Below are 15,254 nucleotides of genomic sequence, written 5' to 3' on the forward strand. Positions count from 1 at the left end.
GCTACACAAAGTAATAGGTTCAATGTGGTAAAGATCCGGAAGATTACCGCATTCGTTCGGAAGGCAGATAGTCTACCTGATGGGCTTCCCAGATTGCCGGAACCTCTAACCGTTCAATCATTCGATGCAGAACAGTCTCTGGCACAGCGTATTCGCGGTTCCGGTTCTGCCGGATTAATTGTTGATAGGGTGCTTCCAGGTAGACTAATCGAACACGGGCTTTATAAGTCGTGAATAAATCGATCAATTGTTGCCGGAGCTGGCGTGTCAGGTTCGTGGCGTTCCAGACAAAGGAGGTCTGGCTCCGCAACATGGCCTTGGCATCCTCTTTGGCTAACTGAACCACCCGGCTGGTACCCTGCTGGTCGGTCGGGCTGATTTTTAGCTTGCGCCGGTAATTGTCCAGACTTACAACGGGCCAGTCGGCCAGATTCCGGGCTATAAACGTATCTTTCCCAGACCCAGGCAAACCCGATAACAAAACAACGGCTGACCCCGATTCAGTAAACGGCTCATAGTCGGGCTGACCCTCATCGTGACTGAAATAGTGAAAACGAGCCGTGTCGCTCACGAACTGGCGCGGTTGCCCCCAGCATTTATTTTCCCGGCAAAACTCCTCGAATAGATCGATCCGGTACAATAAATCAGCCTGATCGGCACAAATCCGGCCTTGAACGTCAGCCCGTGCCAGCATCGTTAGCCACTGCGTATCGACTTCCAGGCTTACCTGCAACAACGTTTTCAGCGGATCGGGTTTTTCAAAAATCCATAAAGGGAGACCATGGTACCGAACTAACTTACAAACCTGCTCGCGTTCCGGGAAAGGTAAGGCCACTATGCGTTCGCCGACATAGAGCAACTTACGAGTTATTCGCTCCCCCCGTCGGGCATGCCCCCGCGACGTGATACTACCATCTGGCTCCACGACCGTTGTCGATCGTTTTTCGACATCGTGCAAGAGTGCCGCTGTCCAGAGTAACTCCTGATCATCAGCCGCCAGAGCCTGATAGTCTGATTGAGCGATTAAGCTCGCCAGTACCATCTGCGTATGAATGGCGACATCGCCCTCGGCGTGATGGCGAGGGTCTTGCCTGACACCTGCCATATCGCTGATCTCCGGAAAACGGGCAGCCAGGGCAGACCATTGTTTATCGGTTGTGAGTGTCCACATAGCTACTGGCGGTTAGGCAGACCGTTCGACTGCTCGTTGATTAATCGGGCACGTTGCCAGTTCCGGGTCCAGTGTTCGTCGGTTTTGACGTGCCCTTTTCGGACGTACTTGAAGACATTGTGGCTATGAGCCGACTCGGCAAAACCGTCGATGTTGCGACTGACTACGCCCTCCATCGTGCAATCCTGGCCCGATTGGGCATCAACTGACCCAAACGTACCCGGCTGCGATGCCCAGTAGTTTACCGTAGCTTCGACCTGAACAGGATCGAATGGCTGCGCGTAATGCGCTAGTACGGGCACCGTCGGGAAGTCGAGCAACTGGGCATAAAACTGAGTTTCTTCCCACGAAAGCCACTGGTCGTTTTCCCGAATAGCGAAAACATAGAAATGCGACTCAAGTCTTGGGTAAGCAATGGAATGGACAGCGTAGAGATTCTCACCGAAGACTTCGAGGTCGCCAAGGTCATGTTTATGCATCGCCCAGCGCTCACGAAGGTGGCGTGTCCAGGGCGTTTGGGTTGGGGAGGCATGTGAGCGCGCAAACACGCCATACCGATTTAGACAGTTATTTTCTCCGTCTAGTTTCTCGGTATGAATGAGGGTTGAAATCTGGGACAGATCTGTTTGGTACTGATGATTGATCCGGTCGTCGCTCGTGGTGCCGGGCGAAAACGGATAATGATACGTTCGACCGTATTTTCGGGAAATCATGATAATCGCGTTTTGATAAGACAATAGAAACACAGGCACTTTACCGGGCGGTAAAGGCTATTCACCTCGTGAAACCTGTGCGCGATTACATGACATTGAACGGCTTAAAGGGTACTGAAAAATTAAACGCTGCAAAGATAAAGCAAGGAATCTGAATAGTGAATCATCCGTATTTTTCCTGCCAGGCCTTTTTTAGTTTCTGGTAATCCGGATCTTCCCTTGCTTCCAGGTACTTGCTGTAAAAGATTCGGGCCGATTCAGCTTTGACAGGGTCTTCGTCGCGCGGGAGTTGTTCCCGGCCGTGCGATCCGGAGCGGCCCTTCTGGTCGTTGGGAACAGGTCCATCGTATTTCTGACCCGTGCGATGATTGGCGTAGCGCCTGGCCCGCGTATAACCCATTTGCAGAAATTTACGGGCCATATCCATTCCGATAAAATCACCTTTTTGCTTGTAGTCCTGAAACAGCTGAAAAATCTTCTCCGACGATTCACGAGCAATGTCTGGCGTTTTAAAACGCCAGAAGGGAAGAATTTCTGATTTATAGGGTTGCACCAGCAAAACACCCATCTCACCTTTCCCGACGCGATACAGTTCGGGCTGTTCGCGCAGGTTTAGCTGTCGATAGTCGAGGTCATACCGAAAGGCGCGGTCGTTGGTTGGCATGGATCGAGCAGTAGCTTTAAGGGGTAAAACTGGAAATGGAACCAGATGATTAGGATCGCAGGTGATTTTTGCAACTTTACCCAAAACAGGAAGATGGTATGGAGGTTATTCAGAAAGTTCGGGTCGTATCGATCAGTTTACGATTTTACAAGCCGATGTTTTGCCAATCTGGTAATTGTTAAGGAGTGACCTGTTTACTGCTTTTTATTCCGGGTGCCTACTTGGTTTGGCAATCGCTAATAAAAGGTCATCAAGGGGCGAGCCACACCATTTTAGATTCAGGCTCATACTGAAACTGTGCCCGTGTCTGACCTTTCCGGCTGAGGTGTAGATATTCCATCGATAACACCCGGCACTCAATCACGGCGAAGTTTTTACGCCCGGCTTCGCTCTCTGCATCCGTTGGTAAAGTTTCGCCCAACTGTTCAGGGAAACCGGGATATGGGGCTGGCTGAACACTACCCGGTTTTTGTTCAGAAAGATAGGCTTTCCGGCTGCCTGTCCAGAGCGCTTTCCATTGATCATCGGCAACATAATCGTCAGTATGGAGCCGGGTTTCAACAATTAAACGTAGCTGTATTTGCTGCTTTTCGTCCCAGAACAGTAGCGTAGCCGTAGGAAAGGCTTCGAGTTGCATCACCTTTTCTGAACGGGCGTCGGTATGAAACCATATGTATTTGCGGGTAGTATCGACTTGCCTTAATACAACCATGCGAGCGTCGGCTCTATGATCGGTACAGGTGGCAACAATCATGGTTTTAAAAGGACCATCCTCGCTTTCTGGAGCCGAATCGAGCTGCTGCCAGCTTTCATGCTCAAGGCTGGCCAAAGTTGGGGATATTGCCTCAACGGCTTTTGAATTACCTGGTTGCTCAGAAACGGACATAAAATAGTCTTATCACAGTCGTTGAGTTAACGGGCTGTAGACTTTTTTTGTTTGCGGTGTAAGTTTTTAAGCAAGCCAGCGACTAACTGCATAAAGACAAGCCCAAGCCGCGATGGAAAGCGATTTTATACAGACGGTCAATGCCCACGCCGGAATCATACAGAACGTATGCCGACTCTACGGTAAGGATGACGAGGACCGGAAGGATCTATACCAGGAGATCGTGCTCCAACTCTGGCGGGCGTTTCCTGCCTTTCGGGGGGAGTCTAAAGCCTCTACCTGGATGTACAGGGTTGCACTCAATACGGCCATTTCGCTGTTTCGTCGGCAATCCCGGCAGATCGCACCCGTACCTATTGATCAGGAACTGCTAAATCTGGATCAATATATTGCTTCTCCGGATGCTGATCCGCAAATGCAGCAGTTTTACCGCGCCGTTGACCAGTTATCGCTTATCGAAAAGGCTATTGTGTTTCTGTATTTAGACGACAATTCGTATGAGGAAATCGCCAGAATTACCGGTATTTCTCAATCGAATGTGGGCGTTAAGCTGAATCGTATAAAAGGGAAATTGAAAAAGATTGTTGAATTAACGAACGAATAAACGGACACGAAAATGGATTTGGATGAATTTAAAATCACCTGGAAAGCCTACGAACAGAAACTGGATTCAACGGAGCGGCTTGGCAAGCAACTTCTGCAAATCGTATTGCAAAATCGCTCGAAGAGTACAATCGATAAAATGATTCATGACCTTCGGCTGGCCTTTGCGATTCTGATTGGGATCATTCTTTTTTTTACCGCCGTAATTGCCGGAAATGCTTTCGACTACACAGAGCCTGTTCATTATATTCCCGCCTGTTGTTACCTGGTTATTGCGATAGTCGGTTTGTATTTGTCGTTTCAGCATCGGGCCAATCTCCGCAAAACCCGTCTCCTGACACACGATCTATACCAGGCATTGCAGGACCTGATCAAATTTCGTACGCAGCATACGAAACTTATGAAGCGAGTATGGATGTTGGCTATGCTGTCTGGTTCGATGGTTATGCTGCCTGCCATTGCTCATAAATTTTCTGAAGGCTGGATGAATACCCTGCTGATTATACTGCTGCCTATCGGACTGACGGCTCTGTCGATTGGGCTGGCAACGCTGGCAGGGATGTTTACCGACCCTTATCTTGACGAGTTACGCGGGCAGCTTAAGGAACTGGACGAGTTACGCTGACCGTTCGCTGAAATCCTGGTAAACGAGATAACCGGATGGGGTATTTACTGGTTAAGTTAGTACATCAACAGGAAGCCTGCGGGTGACCTTATCTGACCAATGTGTTTTCATAAATCACTGGCTATCAAAGCCGCCGAACTCGAAGCCCGCTATGGGGCATCCCTGCCAGAGTCTGCTGAATTTCAGCCCATTTACCATGCCAATGCGTACCAGTTTCCAACCTGGCCAATTATAACCAAACAGGATCCGAAGCACTTTCAGATGATTCATTGGGGCCTCATTCCGCGCTGGACGAAAAGTAGTGACGATGCCTCCGACATTCGTACGAAAACCATCAATGCACGCTCCGAAACCATCTACGAAAAACCGTCGTTTCGAGGGGCGGCCCAGGCTGGCAAACGGTGCCTGATTCCGGTTACGGGCTTTTATGAATGGTATACGTCGGGTAGTAAGAAGTTTCCGTTTTACATCAGCACAAGTGATCAGAAAATAGCCTCGATTGCTGGCTTATGGGACGAGTGGCCGGACCCCGAAACAGGGGAGTTGGTCCCGACCTATACCTTGCTGACTACGGAAGCTAATCCGTTGCTGGCGGCTATCCATAATACAAAAAAACGGATGCCGTGTGTATTGACACCCGACGAGGAGAAGGCCTGGTTATACGAAGATCTGAATGAAGACGAAGCCCTGGCATTGCTGGCGAAACCGTATCCGGCAAAAAAAATGCATAGTTATAGTATCAGCAAACGAATCACCTCGCGCAAGGAGCCGAGTGATGTGCCTGAGGTACTGGTTCCAATGGAGTATCCTGAACTGAAAAATCAGCCTGCATTATTTACTTAAGTAATCGATCCCGTTTGTATACATAGCAATCCGCTTATGTAGTATTTGGGACTAAACCACTTTTTTGGCCGTTTTTTTGCGACTCGAATTGTCTTTTTCCGGGAACTCTCCCGGACTCAATATTCTGTATGTTTTGTATAACCTGACTATGAAAAAGAAATTACGTACTTTATTGCTGGGTATTGCTGTTATAGCCGCGACAAACGCGGCTCATGCGCAGTTTCCAGCGCTTCCAGGTGGGGGAGGACAGCGGCCTCCCGCAGCTATACCCGGTACTTCCAGCGACGACTCGCCCCGTGGTAATGCCAAACTAACGGGCGTAGTTGTGGATTCAACGACCAATAAACCGGTTGAATTTGCGAGTATTGCTCTAATAGATACCAAAACGAAGAAGCCAATCGATGGAACCGTTGCCGACGACAAAGGGAAATTTACGTTGAACAAGTTGCCGGAAGGTGAATTTCAACTGCTGATTTCGTTTGTCGGTTATCGGAACAAAACGGTTTCGAGCGTTAAGCTCAATCGGAAAGGTGATGTTGATCTGGGGACAGTTAAACTTGGGGCCGATGTTCGTACCCTTAAGGAGGTAGAAGTGGTTGGACAAGCCTCGCTGGTTGAAGAAAAAGTAGACCGGCTCGTCTACAACGCCGATAAGGATATCACTGCCAAAGGAGGAGATGCGACGGACGTCATGCGCAAAGTGCCGCTTTTATCGGTTGATTTAGACGGTAACGTGAGCCTGCGCGGTAGTAGTAACGTTCGGGTCCTGATCAATAATAAACCCTCAACAATTGTGGCCAGCAGCGTCGCTGATGCTCTGAAGCAAATCCCGGCCGACATGATCAAGACCGTGGAGGTGATTACCTCTCCTTCGGCCAAATACGATGCTGAAGGGTCAGCGGGAATCATTAACATCATTACCAAGAAAACGACATTACAGGGCTTCACCCTTAACCTCGATACGGGTGTTGGTAACCGGGGTAGCAACCTGGGTCTGAACGGAAATTTACGGACTGGAAAAATGGGATTCAGTTTGAGCGGTTTCGGGCGGGCGAATTACAACGTGATTGGGAAATTTGCCAACACCCAACGGACGTTCGGCAGCAAAGGCACAACCACTACCGAGCAAACGGCCGATACGCGCAATCATGGCATTTTCGGTCAGTACACGCTCGGTTGGGATTACGACATAAGCAAAAACAGTTCGATCACGGCGAGTCTTCGCTATGGCGCCCGGAATAATTACCAGAATCAGGACAATTTTCTGACGCGTACATCCTCGCCAAGCGATTATTTCCCGCGCGTTAGCGATCGAAATGTATTGACGAAAGATTTGTCGGGTACGGTAGATGCGAATATCGATTACACTCGTACCTACGCCAAACCACAGCAGGAGTTAAGCGTTTCCGCGCAGTTTAGCCGCAATAACCGGAACAATGATTTTACGGCCGATATCCTGAACAATTCAGATTTTGCTACGATTGTTGCCCGCCAGCAGAACCTGAACAACAGCTACAATCAGGAAACAACAATTCAGGGTGATTACCAGACTCCGATTGGTAAAAACCAGCTGATTGAGTTTGGTGGTAAAGGTATTTTCCGTCAGGTAGAAAGTGCGTTCAGTTATAACTATGGTGTAGGTTCGGGGGCGCTCCTGCCAGACCCAACACGAACTGGAAATACGCTGAATTATGACCAGAGCATTGGGGCTGGTTATGTGTCGTATACACTGACGACCAAAAACAAGTACACGATTAAGGCCGGAACCCGTTACGAACACACGACAATCAATGCGAATTACAGCCAGAATCAGCCGGGAGAACAGGGAGGAGTCGCAGGGCAGGATCTGGGTATTCCAAGCTATAACAATCTGGTGCCCAGTATCAACATATCGAAGTCGTTAAAAGGAGGTAAAACGGTCAAAGTAGCGTATAACCGTCGATTGCAACGGCCAGGTATCCAATTCCTGAACCCAAACATCAATACGTCGAACCCAACGAACATTACACAGGGAAATCCACTGCTTTCGCCCGAATTGACCGATAATTTTGAGTTGAGCAGCAGCGCATATATCAAAAGCGTTTACCTGAATGTGGCCTTGTTTGCCCGGCAAACCAATAACTCAATAACGAGTGTTCGGGATACGGTTACATCGAGCGTAGGGCAGGTAAACAATCCGGCATTGTCGCAGGTGATTCGTACGACCTACCTCAACATTGGCAAGGAATCGGCTTACGGTGCCAACGTGTTTGGTAATGCTACGCTGTTCTCAAAATGGCAGATTGGTGGTGGGGTCGATGTATATTATTCCTACCTGACCAATAACAGCTCAACGTTTATTTACAACGCAACGAATTCGGGCTGGGTTGTAACGGGTCGCTTCTTCACAGGCCTGACCCTAAAAAATGGTTGGGGACTACAGGGATTCGGATTTATTCGGGGTAAACAGGTTCAGTTGCAGGGCTCTCAGGGAGGATTTGCTTTCTATAGCCTTGGCCTGAAAAAAGACCTGAAAGATAAACGGGGTAGCTTTGGTATTGCCGGTGAAAACTTCTTTAATCACCCATTTACCGTTCGCTCAGAATCATCGTCGCCAATTTTCGCTCAGAACAGCCTGACGAGCCTGTATAACGCTGGTATTCGCGTGAACTTCAGCTATAAAATTGGTAAACTGAGCTTCGATCAGCCACAGCGCAAGAAAGGCCGATCTGTCGAAAATGACGACATCAAATCGGGTGAAGGTGGTGATGGTGGCCAGCAACCGCAACAGCAGCCCGCTCAGGGCGGTAACCGGGGCGGTGGACGACCACGATAAAAGGCAGAGGGCGTGAGGCAGGGTGAAAAGAAACTTCACGCTCTGTCCCACGCTCTCTGCTTCTGGCTTAGAGGAGTGCCGCTCCAAAAACGCCAGCACTATCCCCTAATTTGGGTTTTAGAAAACGTGTGTTCAATTCGCCTGAATTGAACACATATTTTTTTGCCCGCTCCACACCTTCGGTGTATAGCAGGTCGACATTGCCGACGCCACCGCCCAGCACAATGGCATCGGGATCCAGGATGTTGACAATCACGGAAACCGCACGGCCAAAATACTCCAGTAATCGGTTAACCGTCTGGCTGGCAAACAGATCATTTCCGTCTGTGTAACGCTCTATGATTTCTTTCATGGTACGTTCCTCCCCGCTGATCTGCTGGTAATATCGTTGCAGTGCCGGTCCCGAAATGACCTGTTCATTACAGCCACGTTTACCGCAATAACAGGGATAACCATTCTCCTCCAGTATGTTATGGCCCCATTCGCCCCCGATACCTTGTAGACCGTTCAGAACGAATGGTATACCGTCGCGGCCCTGAACAACTACACCTCCGCCAACACCTGTGCCCATTATGACGCCGAATACCGACTGGAAGTTGGGAACAATTTCCGGAACGATACCCATTGTGGCTTCGGCCAGTGCAAAGCAATTGGCATCATTGGCCACCTCAACCGGAACGCCGAGAATTCGGGTCAGGTCCTGTTTCATCGGACGGCCATTCAGCACAGTTGTGTTGCAGTTTTTCATTGTTTTCCGGGCCGGGTCGAAGGTGCCGGGCGTTCCGAAACCAATGCGTTCCGGTTTTAAGCCTGTTTCAGCTTTGAGGATATCGATGAGCCGAACAATCTGAGCCATGATATGATCATAGCCTTTGTGCGCTTCAGTGTCGATTCGTTTGCGAATAATGACGGCGTCGGGTGAAGGGGCGCTTAAAATAACACCTTCGATTTTGGTGCCGCCCAGGTCAATGCCCCAGTAGTTCTGCATTTAGAAAGTAAGATTTCTGATTTACGTACGAGCGTATATGTAAGCAATAGTGTTCGGGTAACCGTTTATACTCTTTTCTGACAGATTGGAGCGGAGTAAAGGTGGCCTAAAACGAACTACCATCCGATGGTTCTCTAAAAAGCCCTGGTCAAATAACACAGCTTAGTGCTTGTTTTCCCTTCGCTTTTTCGGAATTTCGCCCCCCAAATGGATTTGACATCAAATCAACAATCATAAATTCAAAATCAAAAATCTATTATGCCAATCCCCGGCCAAAAAGCACCAGATTTCACACTTTTCAACAGCGAAAGGAAAGAAGTATCGCTCTCGGGTTTTCAAGGTAAGAATGTAGTCGTACTCTTTTTTCCGATGGCGTTTACCAGCGTATGCACCGCTGAACTGTGCGAAATGCGCGATAACATTGCCACTTATTCGAATCTGGACGCCGAAATTTTAGCCATTTCGGTCGATTCGCCATTCACACTGGCTAAGTTTAAAGAAGATCAGAAGTTTCCATTTAATCTGTTGTCGGATTTTAATAAGGAAGTTTCCAAAGCTTATAACACGTACTACGAAACCTTCGTCATGAATTTGAAGGGCGTCAGTAAGCGTTCTGCGTTTGTCGTCGACAAGGACGGAGTTATTCAATATGCCGAAGTCCTCGAAAGTGCGGGTGATGTCCCTGATTTTCTGGCCGTTCGACAAACACTCTCCTCACTCAACTAATCAGATAAATGATGGCAACTGAATGATCAAGGATGAACTACCATTGATCATTCAGCTGTCATTCGTCAAAAAATGGCCTGGTATCATACTTTTTTCCACGGACTACCACAGGAAGCCTGGAAAGCGGCTCAAACCGAAGAACAGACTCAACTAGATCTTGAATTGCTCGTTGAAACACTGGATTTTGGTCCGGATGATCGAGTACTTGACATTTTTTGTGGCTATGGACGCCATGCCTTGCCGTTGGCCCGGATGGGTGCTCACGTCATGGGTGTAGACATATCGGAAGAATACATCAAGGAGCTCAAACTGGCAGCTAAGCGTGAAAAATTATCGCTTGAAGCAGTACAGGCCGATTTTCTGGCCATGCCAGTTGCTGATCTGGCGCACAGTGAGCCATTTGATGCAGCCTATTGTTTAGGGAATAGTTTTAGCTTTTTCCCCCGACCTGACATGCTGGCTTTCCTGACTCGAATAGCGGGTTTACTGAAGCCCGGTGGTCGATTCCTCGCGCATTCAGAAATGATCGCTGAATCAGTCCTGCCAGACTATCAGGAACGGAACTGGCAACCCGTTGGCGAAGCAGAAGAACAGCCAATCCTGTTTCTGGTCGAGAATCAGTATGATCCGCTCGAAAGCCGTATCGATTCACACCTTACGTATGTGCGTGGTGGCGAAATGCAGACGCGGATAGCGCACCATTTCGTGTACACATTGGCTGAACTAATTCGTCTATTTGTTGAGGCCGGATTTACCGTTATTGCCTGTTATGGTACGGTTGAGGGCGATCCTTACGCCCTCGGTGATGCGGGCGTGTGGCTTGTGGCCGAACGAGGGCTATAGCTGACTATCAGCTTGTTGTAGCCATAGGTTATCATCGTAAAGAGACGGTTTTCAGTAAATGGCCGTAAAATCCTGTCTTTTTAAAGTTACCAAAGAGAATATTTGATTTTTTTTAGAAATTTTACATTAATCTTAGATTATGCGATCATAAATCCGTAGTTTTCACCCAATTTACCACCGTTAACTAAGCCAACTTACCACCGTTAAATAAAGGCTGATCATCTATGGAAGTCATTGAACGTAAGCCACGGTCCCGCGAAAATATCCGCTCAGGGATATTAGGGACTGCCAAAGCCATCGCCCGCCGGGAAGGCTGGCAAGCTGTCTCGATTCGTAAAATCGCTGACGCAATTGAATACAGTGCTCCTATCGTTTATGAATACTTCGACAGCAAGGACGTGTTGTTGAATGAAATCAGAAACGAAGGGTTTCGATTCCTGCATCAGGAATATGAACGCATCTTAAAGCTATATCGTGATCCGGAAAAGCGACTTTATGAGATATCGCTCATTCAGTGGGAGTTTGCCCGGCAACAGCCTGAAATTTATCAGGTAATGTATAATCTGGATGGAGCTTACTGCACGCTCCCCGTTTGCCAGTCGGATGCCATGCAGGATGTCAGTACGATCGTTAGCGAAATCATTTTTTCTTTCATCCCCAAAGCAAAAGAAAGTATTCAGCGACTCTACTTTGAATGGTGGTCTGTTTCGCACGGCATGATTATGTTAGCCATGTTGCTGAAAGATCAACAACCACTCGATAAGTCTGAGCAGGTCTATCGTGATGCGATGCGCCGGTTTGTACGCGGGCTTCGGTAAAGACTGGTATTCTATCTGGCTTCGCTATGCATGTTGCCATCATTGGTGCAACGGGGATGCTCGGTCAACCCGTTACGCACGAATTGATTGACGCTGGGTTTTCGGTGCGGCTCATAGCCCGCAATGTCGTTGCAACACAGCAGCGATTTCCTGGCGTTACTGTTGTTGCTGGTGATTTGCGGAATATCGATAGCCTTGCCAATGCACTACGTGGAATAGATATCGTCTATCTAAATCTATCCATCAAACAGTGCGAAAAAGAAGCCGATTTTCATACCGAAGCAGAGGGATTAGTTAATTTGATCGAAGCCACTAAACAGGCGGGTATCAGGCGAATAGTTTATCTTTCGTCAATTATCATGCGCTATCAGGGCATGAACGGTTTTCGCTGGTGGGTATTTGAGGTAAAGCAGAAGGCAGTTCGACTCATTAAAGACTCAGGTATTCCATACAGTATTTTTTATCCATCCTGCTTCATGGATTCGATCAACGGTACGCAACGGATTAATCGTTTCGTGCTTCTTGTGGGTCAATCTCAGGTTCAACCCTGGTACATAGCGGCCCATGACTATGGGAAACAGGTCGTTCGAGCCTTACAAATAGTAAAGCCTGATCAGAATCAGGAGTATGATATTCAAGGGCCAGAAGCGATTACGCAACACGAAGCGGCTGAACGTTTTGTCAATGCCTATCGCAAAGAAAAGCTGACTATTGTAACAACACCACCTGTTCTGATGAAGGTTGGTCGGCTTTTTTCTGCTCAGGCTGATTATGGCTGGCATATTACCGAGGCTCTCAACAACTACCCTGAAGCATTTAGCTCCGAACGAACCTGGGCCGATCTGAGCAAGCCGGAGACAACAATGGAACAATTTGCAACGCGGTAATTCGTCTGATGACAAACCATTCCTGGTAACGACCTACTGTTAAAGTAAACTTCCCGAAAGTTTAGAACTTCCGGGAAGCACGTTCAGGTAGTTGTTAGGTAATGTTCAAAGGCTGCGTAATCAATTGTCTTATGCTCCACCGGCCCGGCGCTTTTCGTCTTCAGCACCTCCTGTCCGTCGGCGTGATGGAGTCAGGGTGTCATTTCCGAAACGATAGGTGAGTGAAGCCGTGGCTACCCGTGTATCCTGCCGCTGGTTAAATTGTTCCCTATAGTTTGCATACTCAGAGGTAGCGTGAAATGGGCTGGTATAGAAAATGTCTGTCATGTTCAGTTTCAGGGTTCCTTTCTTATTCCACATGCTTTTCTGAAGGCCAATATTTAGCTGCCCCAGCGGTTGAATATCCAGAAATCCGTATAACTGATGCGACTGATAATTCCCGGTCAGATCGGCGGTCCAGCCGTGCCCGAGTGTAAAGGTGTTTGTACTGTTGATCGTGTAAGCTGGCAAACCCGCGTTCAGCGATGTTCCGGCCAGCTCACCGATAAATCGCTGATAGTATGCCACCAGGTTATTATCCATCGACCACCAGCTTGTCGGTTGAACCGGAATCGTCATGGTCAGACCATAATAATCGGAGCGGGTCAGGTTCTGAAAGGTAGACACCGCCTGCCGATTGCCTTCAGGAGCAGGTTGAACAACGCTGATGATAGGCTGATCGGTGCGGCTATAACTAATGGATGTGATAAATTTCTGCTTAAAAGTATGCGTTAGCTCAACGTTGTAACTCAACTGCGGAAACAGCGATGGATTCCCGGAGAAGTAGGTCGTTGCATCGATGTAGGCACGAAATGGATTAAGCTGGTTATAGGTCGGGCGGTCGATCCGACGGCTTAATGACACGCTTAGATCATGCGTTTTCGACAAAGACTGCTTGAGAAATACGCTGGGAAATAACTGAAAATAGTTTCGTTTGAAGTCGTTATTGCCAATAACCTGAACGCCTTTGGCAATGGTCTGCTCCCCTCGCAAACCAGCCTGTATCGATAGCTTTTTGATTGTCTTATTGATCGTAATATAAGCTGCGGTGATGTTTTCGTTGTAGCGAAAATGATTGGTTTTTCCCGTATCGATTATAGTCTGGCCTTCGATGAGGTTTGTAAATAGCACATCATTGTCCGAATTAACCCAACTGGTTTTAATGCCTCCCTCCAGCCGTGTCTGATTGGGCAGCGAATGGACGTAGTCGGCTTTAAAAGACGTAATATTCAAACCGCCGTTCAGATCACCGGCTAATACCGTCGGAGCAATGACCGGTACGCTGTAAGTGGTAGCCAGATTTTGTAATCGGTGTGTTTCATAATGAGCGAAATCAACGTCAGCCGTCAACTCCCGTTTTCCTGTCGAGTCAAAACTGTGTTTAAGGTTCAGGTTTGTGGCGACATTCGGCATGCGCAGCCCGCGATTGTTTGCTGACTGATAGCTGGATTGCAGTTGTCCCTCGGCCCCAAATGTTTTTGTAACATTCGGAATGCTGGCTTTGGCATCCATGTCCATCCCATTCACGACCACACCCAGCAGGGTTCGTTTCGATAGAGTATAATCTAAGCCAGCACGATAGGTGTTCGTGATATAACGTGTCTTGCCCGCATTGTCCTGATCGCTGCTGCCCGTGAATAGATTATTCTGGTAAAAGTCCCGATGCAGCGTCAGTTGCGTGAAAACATTGCGAACATTATAATTATAGCTCCCGAAGATGTTTAGTTTTTTGTGCCGGTGGTTTAAGGTAAGGCCACTCGCTAGCTTACCATAACGGCCATACCCATAGCTGGCCGTCACGCTACCATTGGTGCCCTGACGGCCATCTTTCTTCAGTTTAATCGCAATGATACCGGCGCTGCCAGCTGCATCGTATTTGGCGGGTGGGTTAGTGATCAATTCAATCTTTTCGACAGAATTGGCTGGTAACGAGCGTAACATATCAGCTAGCTCGGCTCCAGTCATGGGCACACGCTTGCCATCAATCAGAACCAAAACGCCCTGTTTCCCTCGAAGCGCAAGATTATCATTCTGATCGACAGTTACACCCGGTGAGCGGCTGAGGATTTCAAGGGAAGTGGCTCCCGCGCTGAGTGGACTGGCATCGACATTGACGACAATCCGGTCGTTTTCGCGTTCGAAAAGGGGTTTGCGAGCCTGAACGGTAACTTCTTTCAACTGGGTTGTACCACTGGGTTTCAGTTGAATGACGGGTAACGTTTCGTTAAACGTGGATATAGCAAAAGGACCAGTCTGTGAGCGGCTGAATCCGACCAGTGAGGCCGATACGAAATAACGCCCTGCCGGAACAGCCGCGAATTGATAAGCGCCGGAAGCGTTGCTGAACTCGGTCTTAATTACTGTCGAGTCAGTAGCCCGATGCAAGGCTACGGTTGCAAACTCAACTACGGCACCTGCCGGGTCGTGTACGCTACCGAGAACATTAGGACCATTCTGAGCAAGGGCAATACCTCCGCCCAAACTAATAAAGAATAAAAAGTACGTACGTAGAAAGAACTGCATACTGTATGTCGTTTAGGCTGTCCAGAGAACCGATTTTAAGGGAAAGAGTCAGAAATCAGTTCGTGGCGCGGGATTTCTCCACGAGCGGGCAAAAACGAGTATCAGCGGAT

14 protein-coding genes are annotated in these 15,254 nt (G+C 48.4%); 8 read left to right on the forward strand and 6 right to left on the reverse strand.

The window, feature by feature from the left end:
* Positions 1-43 precede the first annotated feature (43 nt).
* The 4 genes from G8759_RS15775 to G8759_RS15790 form a co-directional block, all read right to left on the reverse strand.
* The gene (locus G8759_RS15775; protein ID WP_167209557.1) at positions 44-1,171 is read right to left on the reverse strand and encodes an AAA family ATPase; all 1,128 of its coding nucleotides are present in this window, start codon (positions 1,169-1,171) and stop codon (positions 44-46) included.
* 2 nt (positions 1,172-1,173) lie between these two features.
* Positions 1,174-1,884 carry an RNA ligase family protein gene (locus G8759_RS15780; protein WP_167209559.1) on the reverse strand — a complete coding sequence of 237 codons (711 nt, stop codon included), beginning with the start codon at positions 1,882-1,884 and terminating at the stop codon, positions 1,174-1,176.
* Between the two features lie 163 nt (positions 1,885-2,047).
* Positions 2,048-2,548 (reverse strand): DUF4385 domain-containing protein, encoded by a 501-nt coding sequence (locus G8759_RS15785; protein ID WP_167209561.1) that lies wholly within the window; start codon positions 2,546-2,548, stop codon positions 2,048-2,050.
* Between the two features lie 250 nt (positions 2,549-2,798).
* Positions 2,799-3,434 carry a pyridoxamine 5'-phosphate oxidase family protein gene (locus G8759_RS15790; protein ID WP_167209563.1) on the reverse strand — a complete coding sequence of 212 codons (636 nt, stop codon included), beginning with the start codon at positions 3,432-3,434 and terminating at the stop codon, positions 2,799-2,801.
* A gap of 112 nt (positions 3,435-3,546) precedes the next feature.
* Between G8759_RS15790 and G8759_RS15795 the strand changes: the two genes are divergently transcribed.
* From G8759_RS15795 to G8759_RS15810, 4 genes are all read left to right on the forward strand, one after another.
* Positions 3,547-4,038: an RNA polymerase sigma factor gene (locus G8759_RS15795; RefSeq protein ID WP_167209565.1), complete on the forward strand. Its 492-nt coding sequence runs from the start codon at positions 3,547-3,549 to the stop codon at positions 4,036-4,038.
* 12 nt (positions 4,039-4,050) lie between these two features.
* Positions 4,051-4,662 (forward strand): hypothetical protein, encoded by a 612-nt coding sequence (locus G8759_RS15800; RefSeq protein ID WP_167209567.1) that lies wholly within the window; start codon positions 4,051-4,053, stop codon positions 4,660-4,662.
* 99 nt (positions 4,663-4,761) lie between these two features.
* Entirely contained in the window at positions 4,762-5,505 is a 744-nt protein-coding gene (locus G8759_RS15805; RefSeq protein WP_167209569.1) for an SOS response-associated peptidase, read from the forward strand.
* 148 nt (positions 5,506-5,653) lie between these two features.
* Complete coding sequence (locus G8759_RS15810) at positions 5,654-8,320, forward strand: TonB-dependent receptor domain-containing protein (protein WP_167209571.1); 2,667 nt, start codon at positions 5,654-5,656, stop codon at positions 8,318-8,320.
* Positions 8,321-8,387: 67 nt separating this feature from the next.
* Here G8759_RS15810 and G8759_RS15815 read toward each other — a convergent pair whose 3' ends face one another.
* Positions 8,388-9,308: an ROK family protein gene (locus tag G8759_RS15815; RefSeq protein WP_167209573.1), complete on the reverse strand. Its 921-nt coding sequence runs from the start codon at positions 9,306-9,308 to the stop codon at positions 8,388-8,390.
* Between the two features lie 258 nt (positions 9,309-9,566).
* Here G8759_RS15815 and G8759_RS15820 point away from each other — a divergent pair, with 258 nt between their 5' ends.
* The 4 genes from G8759_RS15820 to G8759_RS15835 all read left to right on the forward strand — a co-directional run bounded on the left by G8759_RS15820 (position 9,567) and on the right by G8759_RS15835 (position 12,582).
* Positions 9,567-10,034, forward strand: a complete 468-nt coding sequence (locus tag G8759_RS15820; protein ID WP_167209575.1) for a redoxin domain-containing protein — start codon at positions 9,567-9,569, stop codon at positions 10,032-10,034.
* A gap of 72 nt (positions 10,035-10,106) precedes the next feature.
* A complete protein-coding gene (locus G8759_RS15825) occupies positions 10,107-10,877 on the forward strand; it encodes a class I SAM-dependent methyltransferase (RefSeq protein WP_167209577.1) in 771 nt (256 codons plus the stop codon).
* Between the two features lie 224 nt (positions 10,878-11,101).
* Positions 11,102-11,695, forward strand: coding sequence for a TetR/AcrR family transcriptional regulator (locus G8759_RS15830; protein WP_167209579.1), 594 nt, complete (start codon positions 11,102-11,104; stop codon positions 11,693-11,695).
* Between the two features lie 26 nt (positions 11,696-11,721).
* The gene (locus G8759_RS15835) at positions 11,722-12,582 is read left to right on the forward strand and encodes an SDR family oxidoreductase (RefSeq protein ID WP_167209581.1); all 861 of its coding nucleotides are present in this window, start codon (positions 11,722-11,724) and stop codon (positions 12,580-12,582) included.
* A 129-nt stretch (positions 12,583-12,711) separates the two neighbouring features.
* Here G8759_RS15835 and G8759_RS15840 read toward each other — a convergent pair whose 3' ends face one another.
* On the reverse strand, positions 12,712-15,144 hold the full coding sequence (locus G8759_RS15840; RefSeq protein ID WP_167209582.1) for a TonB-dependent receptor: 2,433 nt from the start codon (positions 15,142-15,144) through the stop codon (positions 12,712-12,714).
* Between the last annotated feature and the right edge of the window lie 110 nt (positions 15,145-15,254).

This window comes from Spirosoma aureum, from assembly GCF_011604685.1.
GTDB lineage: Bacteria > Bacteroidota > Bacteroidia > Cytophagales > Spirosomataceae > Spirosoma > Spirosoma aureum.

Bases quoted from the DNA above. Each gene is read 5' to 3' on its own strand.
- G8759_RS15790 (WP_167209563.1), bottom strand. From the start codon at position 3,434: ATGTCCGTTTCTGAGCAACCAGGTAATTCAAAAGCCGTTGAGGCAATA.
- G8759_RS15825 (WP_167209577.1), top strand. From the start codon at position 10,107: ATGGCCTGGTATCATACTTTTTTCCACGGACTACCACAGGAAGCCTGG.
- G8759_RS15805 (WP_167209569.1), top strand. From the start codon at position 4,762: ATGTGTTTTCATAAATCACTGGCTATCAAAGCCGCCGAACTCGAAGCC.
- G8759_RS15835 (WP_167209581.1), top strand. From the start codon at position 11,722: ATGCATGTTGCCATCATTGGTGCAACGGGGATGCTCGGTCAACCCGTT.
- G8759_RS15830 (WP_167209579.1), top strand. From the start codon at position 11,102: ATGGAAGTCATTGAACGTAAGCCACGGTCCCGCGAAAATATCCGCTCA.
- G8759_RS15820 (WP_167209575.1), top strand. From the start codon at position 9,567: ATGCCAATCCCCGGCCAAAAAGCACCAGATTTCACACTTTTCAACAGC.
- G8759_RS15815 (WP_167209573.1), bottom strand. From the start codon at position 9,308: ATGCAGAACTACTGGGGCATTGACCTGGGCGGCACCAAAATCGAAGGT.
- G8759_RS15840 (WP_167209582.1), bottom strand. From the start codon at position 15,144: ATGCAGTTCTTTCTACGTACGTACTTTTTATTCTTTATTAGTTTGGGC.
- G8759_RS15800 (WP_167209567.1), top strand. From the start codon at position 4,051: ATGGATTTGGATGAATTTAAAATCACCTGGAAAGCCTACGAACAGAAA.
- G8759_RS15785 (WP_167209561.1), bottom strand. From the start codon at position 2,548: ATGCCAACCAACGACCGCGCCTTTCGGTATGACCTCGACTATCGACAG.
- G8759_RS15780 (WP_167209559.1), bottom strand. From the start codon at position 1,884: ATGATTTCCCGAAAATACGGTCGAACGTATCATTATCCGTTTTCGCCC.
- G8759_RS15795 (WP_167209565.1), top strand. From the start codon at position 3,547: ATGGAAAGCGATTTTATACAGACGGTCAATGCCCACGCCGGAATCATA.
- G8759_RS15810 (WP_167209571.1), top strand. From the start codon at position 5,654: ATGAAAAAGAAATTACGTACTTTATTGCTGGGTATTGCTGTTATAGCC.
- G8759_RS15775 (WP_167209557.1), bottom strand. From the start codon at position 1,171: ATGTGGACACTCACAACCGATAAACAATGGTCTGCCCTGGCTGCCCGT.